Annotated in this window: 7 protein-coding genes; 2 read left to right on the top strand and 5 right to left on the bottom strand. The window is 69.8% G+C overall.

The genetic code is table 11. The features are described 5' to 3' along the window. The 5 genes from G3I65_RS42235 to G3I65_RS42255 form a co-directional block, all read right to left on the bottom strand. Nucleotides 1-792, bottom strand: a 792-nt coding sequence (locus tag G3I65_RS42235) for a ribokinase (protein WP_160701062.1), incomplete at its 3' end; no start/stop codon positions are given. A gap of 263 nt (nt 793-1,055) precedes the next feature. Beyond that, a complete protein-coding gene (locus G3I65_RS42240; RefSeq protein WP_160701063.1) occupies nt 1,056-2,183 on the bottom strand; it encodes a hypothetical protein in 1,128 nt (375 codons plus the stop codon). Next, complete coding sequence (locus G3I65_RS42245; RefSeq protein ID WP_160701064.1) at nt 2,180-3,337, bottom strand: WXG100 family type VII secretion target; 1,158 nt, start codon at nt 3,335-3,337, stop codon at nt 2,180-2,182. The genes G3I65_RS42240 and G3I65_RS42245 overlap by 4 nt, the downstream gene beginning before the upstream one ends. Before the next feature lie 3 nt (nt 3,338-3,340). After that, nucleotides 3,341-3,655 carry a hypothetical protein gene (locus tag G3I65_RS42250; protein ID WP_160701065.1) on the bottom strand — a complete coding sequence of 105 codons (315 nt, stop codon included), beginning with the start codon at nt 3,653-3,655 and terminating at the stop codon, nt 3,341-3,343. Between the two features lie 25 nt (nt 3,656-3,680). Further along, complete coding sequence (locus G3I65_RS42255) at nt 3,681-4,202, bottom strand: YbaB/EbfC family nucleoid-associated protein (RefSeq protein WP_160701066.1); 522 nt, start codon at nt 4,200-4,202, stop codon at nt 3,681-3,683. Between the two features lie 148 nt (nt 4,203-4,350). Between G3I65_RS42255 and G3I65_RS42260 the strand changes: the two genes are divergently transcribed. Then, nucleotides 4,351-4,731, top strand: a complete 381-nt coding sequence (locus G3I65_RS42260) for a hypothetical protein (RefSeq protein WP_166641260.1) — start codon at nt 4,351-4,353, stop codon at nt 4,729-4,731. Between the two features lie 60 nt (nt 4,732-4,791). Next, nucleotides 4,792-5,842 (top strand): hypothetical protein (locus tag G3I65_RS42265; RefSeq protein ID WP_160701068.1); only part of this gene is annotated, 1,051 nt, incomplete at its 3' end.

A 5,842-nucleotide genomic window follows, 5' to 3' on the forward strand; every position in this document is an offset into this window, starting at 1 on the left:
CGCGCGCCCGGCCGCCGCGACCAGGCCTTCGCCGTCGGCGAGGGACGCGGCGAGCGCACCCGCGAAGGCGTCCCCGGCGCCGGTGGTGTCGACGGCCTCGACCTTCGGCGACGCGACCTCGGTTACCCCGCCGGCTTCGACGACGACCGCTCCGGCCGCCCCGAGCGTGACGACGGCGGCCCGCGGCCCGAGGCCAAGCAGCTTCCCGAAGTCGCCGCCAGGCCCGGTCAGCCACGCGGCTTCGTGCTCGTTGACCAGCAGGACGTCGAGCTTGGCCAGCGTCGCGGGCGAGAGCTTCGCCGCGGGCGACAGGTTCAGCAGCACCTTGACGCCGTGTTCGGCGGCGCGGGCGACGGCGTGCTCGACAGTCGGCAACGGCACCTCGAGCGAAAGGACGACGATCACCACCCCGTCGAAGACGGCGTCGACGTCGCCGGGTTCCAGGCTCGAGTTGGCGCCGGGGGAGACGAGGATCGAGTTCTCACCGTCCGGGGTGACGGTGATGTAGGCGATCCCGGTCGGCCGGTCGCTGGTGCGCACGAGCCCGGTGTCGACGCCGGCGGCGCGGAGGGAGTCGAGCAGCAACCGACCGTAGGGATCGTCGCCGACGGCGCCGAGCAGGGCGACGTCCGCGCCGAGCCGGCCGGCCGCGACGGCGGTGTTGGCACCCTTGCCGCCGGGCGAGAGCACGGTGTCCCCGCCCAGCACGGTCTCCCCACCACCCGGCCGCCGGTCCACCGCGACGACGAGGTCGGCGTTGGCGGATCCCACAACGAGCACGTCGGAGTTCATCCCCGCACTTTGCCACGAAACCGGTCCGGGCCAGGTCAGGCCCGGCGGGCAAGGGGAAAGTGAAGGTTTTTGTAACTTATCCGGGGCTGAGTGCGACAATCATGCGAGCAGCGGATGCCCGTCACTCGATCGGGGGATGTCCGTCCCCCGGCCGTCACTTCATGGACCGGTCCCGCTCTCCTGGTGCGTCATCACGCTCGACGTGGTGGTGACGTTGCCCCAACCGGCGCGAGCCGGGCAGGGCATCGGGTCGCCGGCGCCGATCACGTAGCCCCCCGAGTGATCGGCGTCGGCGGCGCCCCGCCCCACCCGACGGTCAACACGACGTCGCGCGGGAGCAACGTGGGCGCGGACCTGCTGAACTTCCGCGCCGCCGCTCGGCTCAACGGCCGCGGCAGGCGGTACCAGCCATCGCTCAGCGCGAGGTCTTCGGCGTCGCCGTGGCGCAGCGGGAAATCGAGGTCGGCCGGCCGGAACTCCAGGCGACCGTTCACGAGCCGAAGTTCGGCGACTTCGCGCCAGTCCAGTTCGAACTTCCGCGTGTACGTCTTCCACCGGAAACCCACGTTCGACAGCCGCAGATCGGCTCGGAGCTCGCGCTTGCGGCTGTTGAATTCGAAGCCGTGGACGACGCTGACGAGCACGATGACCGCGCCGACCAGAATCCGGCAGACGGTGTGCAGGAAGCCGGATGGCCCGAACTCGACTGCCACGTACGCCCCGATACCGAGCATGGCCATGGCGAAGTCGAAGAACCACACCTTCCGGAGGTCCCAGCCGTTGACGTGGATGCTCACGTGGTCCAGCTCGGGCACCGTCGCCGGGGTGGGAACGAACCGGTCTACCCGGGCCGGCGGAGGCGATGGCTCGGGCACCACCGGGGCGACCGGCCGTTCGACGACCGCGGCGCACTTCCCGGCGATCTCGCGGACGCGGTCGGCTTCGGTGGCGGACAGCGCGATCCCGGGTACCAGCCACTGGCCCCCGGCCACCGGCGTGAGCCCTCGGTGGCGCTCCGCGAACCGAGGATCGGCCGGCTCGATGACGACCCGGAAGGAGGTTCCACGCCCGGGCTCGGCCGGAACGGCGACGGCTGCCAGTTCGTCCCAGCGCGCCGCCCAGACGACTCCGCCGACGATGCGCGAGATTCCCGAGGTATCGAAAACCAGTTCGTTGACCACGGGTGTCGGCAGCGAGCGCACGACCAAAATCAGGCCGAGCAGCAGGAACCCACCGCCGAAGACGCAGCCGGCCACGCGCGGGCTTTGCTGGGACGCCGACAAGCCCAGCCAGACGATCCCGGCGCCGATGGCGAGGAGCACCGCGGCCTGGACCCAGTGCCGTCCGGCTGTCCGCGACACGACGAACCGGTCGCTGTCCGGCGCGGTCACTCGATCGAACCCGAAATCCGCTGCGAGCCCGGCTGTTCGAACACCGGTGGCTGGACGGTCGTCTGCTTCTCCGTCGACTCGTCGTCGTCCCCGCCCGTCCAGTCGTCGATCCCTTCGGCCTTCTTCTTCTTGGACTCCTTGCCCCACTCCTTCTTGGCGTCGTCCCACAGGTCCTTGCGGAAGTTCTCCCCGAACTTCTCGCCGAACTCGTTCCGGGCGTCGTCCCGAAACTCCTTGCCGACGTTCTTGAGGTTCTCGCCGATCGACCGGTCCGTCGAGACGATGTCCTTCCACTTCCGGCGATCGGGACGTTCGTCGCGGACCTTTTCGAGGAACGTCCGCGTGTCGCGCGGTTCGTTCTTGATCAGACCGCCGACCTTCTTCAGCGGGCCGGGCAGGCTTTCCGCGCCGCGCTTCAACGCGCCCTTGACCCGCCGGAAGATGTCGCTGATGCGGTGGAACAGCTCCTGCGCCTTCTTGAAGGCCTTCAGCAGCTTCTTGATCCACTCCATGCACTTGCTGCCGGTTTTGACGGCTTCCGCGGTGCCCTCGGTGGCCATGCCCGCCGGCAGGGCCGGACCGGGGTAGCGGCAGGCGATGCTGATGAGCTTCCCGACGCAGTCGGAAATCAGGTCACGCACGATCGAGCGCACGACGCTCAGGATCGTTTTGCAGATGTCGACCAGCTTCGAGATCGCGTTGGCCCCGGTAGCCACGCCGGCGTACGTCGCCGCTCGATCTTCGGCGAAGGCGCGATAAGCGTCCGCCGAGGCGCCTTCCCAGGCGGCGCTGTCCTTCTTGACGGTGTCCTGGAGGTCGGTGCTGATCTTCTCCAGTTCCTTGCCGACGTTCTCCCAGGTCCCGACCATGTTCTCCAGGGCGACCTGATCGCCCGTGAGCCAGTCGAGCGGCTCCCTCAGCCACGGGAAGAACTCCATCGCCCACCCGACGGCGGCCGAAGCCAATGTCCCGATCGGATCCGCGACGAGTTCCGCGATCCCGCCGGCCCCGAACGCCGCGTTCACCAGGCCCTCGGTCCAGTTGCCGTCGGCGACGGCGGTGCCCGCGTCCCAGAAGTCCTGGAGGAGGCCGGCGCCTTCGAGTGCGCTGCGGTCGTCCGCGGCGTCCGTCTTGATCAACGGGTTGTCGGCCACGGCTCAGTCCTCCACCTTGAACAGGTCCTTGAACTCCGCTTCGTCGGCTTCCTTCATCTGCTGCCAGAGCTGGATGCGGGTCGAATGGTCGTACGACGACGTCGACGCGGATTCGATCGCGATCTCCGCCACCTGCTGGGCGATCGCGCAGATCGCGGCGAGCGGGATGCCGAGCAGGCCGAACGCTTCGGGGTGCTCGGTCGCGCGGGCAGCTTCCTTGCACTTGTCGATCCGGTCGGTGATCGCCTTGATGTTCTCGCGGTGCTTCTGCAGCTCCTGCGGGTCGACCGCGAAGCCAGGGCCGCCTGGTCCGGCCATGATTTCCCCCTCCATCGCCCGCGCGTCAGCGCAGGTAATCGCCGTCGCTGAAGTAGTCGTCGTCGTGACCGTCGTCGGACGACGGGCGCGGCGCGCGCGGCGGCGCCGGTTTCGGTGCCGGAGCGGCCTGCCGTTCCTCTTCCGGCACGAACCGGTCGCCATCGTTGCGAGGCGAAGCCGGTGGCGGGACGAAGCCTTCCGGTTCGGGGGCCGGGAACGCCTGCTCGAGGCGGTTGACCAGCTGGTTCATCACTTCGGGCCCGACCGGATCGGTGACGCCGACGCGCATCGCCGCAGCGAGTTTGCTCTGGGCCGCCTTTACGGTGCGGAGGATCTCGCCGGCGAGGTCCGGCTTGTCCCGCACGCTCGGGCCGATCTCCAGATCGACGAGGTTCCCGGCGTGGTCGACCTTCACCCCGATCTGGCCGTCCTTGCTGCGCTCGGAAACCGAAACCGCTTCGATCTCGCCGACCATCCGCTCGGCCTTGCGCTGGGACTCCGCCATCCGGGACTCGAAGTCCGCGATCAGTTGCTCAGGATTCGACACGCGAACCTCCCCGTTCACGTCGGTAACCGTACGGCGACCGAGTGTGGCACACGGGTCCGACAGATTCGGCGAAGTTCCGGTTTTCCCCGCCCACTCGGGGCGGTCAGCCTGGTGTTCGCGCTGGTCAGCGGCTCATAGCGTGATCTCCATGACCATCTCCGACTGGAAACGGACGATCTACGCGGTCCTCGCGCTGCCCACCTACCTCGCCGGTCCGAAAGCGCGGGAGCGGCTCGCGCGGCGGTGGCTCGGCGCCGAACCTGGACCGGGTGGCTTCGGTGCCGCCGTCGTGGCTTTTCCGGTCGGCTTGCTGGTCTGGTACCTCGTCGGGCGGATCGCGACCTTCGGGTTCTTCTGGACCGAGGCCGGGGCCGCCGGGTCGTGGGGCGGGCCCTCGCTGGTCGGGGCGTGGGTCGTGCACTTCTTCTGCGCGCTCGGCATGGCCGTCGTGTGCATGGGGGCGCTGCGGCCGCTGACGCGGTGGCAGGTGCGATCGTCTGACCTGGTCGATTCGTCACACCGTCGGTAATCGGTGCGGTATTGTCCGTGACGCAAGAGGGGAGATCGAACGCGAGGGGAGCGCGGTTCGGTGGGGTTGTTCGGCGACATGCTCGACGCTGCCAAGCACGTCGGGTCGGAGATCGCGCATGCCGTCCAGTCGGGTGGTGAGCGGCTCGGCAACGTCTTGACCGGCGCGGGCGTCGGCCTGCTCGCGGGCGGGCTGCCCGGCGCCGTCGCGGGGGCGTACGTCGGCTCGCAGACCGGCACCGGGGCCGCGAACCCGCAGGCTTCCGGGCTGTCGCCCGGCCAGCTGGTCCAGGCCGTGATGCACGGTCCCGGCACCGAGTCGCTGCAGAAGGTGCACCAGGCCGGCGTCGACCAGTCGGCTTACCAGCTCCGGCTCGAGCAGGGCACGCGCGAGCTGACTTCCGGCCTCGAATCCGCGTGGACGGGCGGCGCCTCGGACGCGGCGCGGGAGCGGCTCCAGCCGCTGACGGCGTCGGCGACCTCGGCGTCCACGACGCTGGACCGCAACTCGACGCTGGCCCAGGCGCAGATCGACCAGTTCCACCAGATGAAGAACTCGCTGCACCCGGACGTCACCGACCAGCCGCCGACGCGCAGCGCCTGGGACGTCGCGACGCCGTGGGACACCGACACCGAAGACAAGATCAACCAGTACAACCGGAAGGCCCAGGAGAACGTCGAGCGGTACACGGCGTACTCGAACCAGTCCAGCTCGAACACCGCCGCCCGGACGATCGACTACGGCCAGCTCCGCGAGTACACCGGCGGCGACTTCACGGTGCAGGACCCGAAGAAGCCCGTCGAACCGCCACCTCGGAAGCGGACGCCGGGCGGCGGGGACGACGACCGGCCGATCGGGGCGCAGGTCCAGCCGCCGCCGGCGGTGCACCCGCCCGTCGGCCCGCCGGTGGTCCAGCCACCGCCTCCGGGGCAGGTCACGCCGCCGGGAGCGCACACTCCGGGCGTGGACGACAGCGTGCGTGCGCAGGGTTTCGTGCCGCCGTCGACGCAGTACCCGCCGGGCTACCAGCCACCAGGTACGGGACCGAGCACGGGGTTTGGTCCTGGCTCGGGTCCCGGCGGTGGGTTCGGTCCCGGCTTCGGCCCTGTCG

The sequence above is a fragment of the Amycolatopsis sp. SID8362 genome (genome assembly GCF_010550475.1).
Lineage (GTDB): Bacteria > Actinomycetota > Actinomycetes > Mycobacteriales > Pseudonocardiaceae > Amycolatopsis > Amycolatopsis eburnea.

Bases quoted from the DNA above. Each gene is read 5' to 3' on its own strand.
- G3I65_RS42250 (WP_160701065.1), bottom strand. From the start codon at position 3,655: ATGGCCGGACCAGGCGGCCCTGGCTTCGCGGTCGACCCGCAGGAGCTG.
- G3I65_RS42260 (WP_166641260.1), top strand. From the start codon at position 4,351: ATGACCATCTCCGACTGGAAACGGACGATCTACGCGGTCCTCGCGCTG.